At 70.3% G+C, this 434-nt stretch carries 1 protein-coding gene; it reads left to right on the top strand.

Annotated elements, in window-relative coordinates; all coding sequences use genetic code 11:
• Positions 1–91 precede the first annotated feature (91 nt).
• On the top strand, positions 92–292 hold the full coding sequence (locus DEF28_RS26860) for an acyl carrier protein (RefSeq protein ID WP_267900223.1): 201 nt from the start codon (positions 92–94) through the stop codon (positions 290–292).
• Positions 293–434 lie beyond the last annotated feature (142 nt).

Genomic DNA, 434 nt, shown 5'->3' with positions numbered 1-434 from the left:
GCGAGGTCGGCGAAGTAGATGTGGGTGCTTTCCAGAGTGTAGGCGCGTCCGGGCCCGAAGAGGTGGTGGTCCACCTGGGCCAGCGGCAGCGGTGCGGCGCGAGCCCGAGTCGATGTCGACGCAGACCCGGCTCTTCGAGGACCTCGGCTTCGACTCCACCACCGCCCTCGAACTGCTCATGCGGCTGGAGGACGACTTCGGCTTCCACGCCGACCCCGAGACGCTCGCCCAGCACCACTTCGAGACGATCGGCTCCCTCACCGACTACGTGCTCGAACAGGCGGGGGTGTGACGCCGGTGTTCGCCGCCTCCCCGCCCGCCGCCCTCGGGCGCCCCGCCGCACCGCTGCCGCTGGCCCAGGTGGACCACCACCTCTTCGGGCCCGGACGCGCCTACACTCTGGAAAGCACCCACATCTACTTCGCCGACCTCGC

Source organism: Marinitenerispora sediminis (assembly GCF_003336425.1).
Lineage (GTDB): Bacteria > Actinomycetota > Actinomycetes > Streptosporangiales > Streptosporangiaceae > Marinitenerispora > Marinitenerispora sediminis.
Note: the sequence above shows the minus strand (reverse complement) of the source record. Positions and strands in the feature narration are given on the sequence as shown.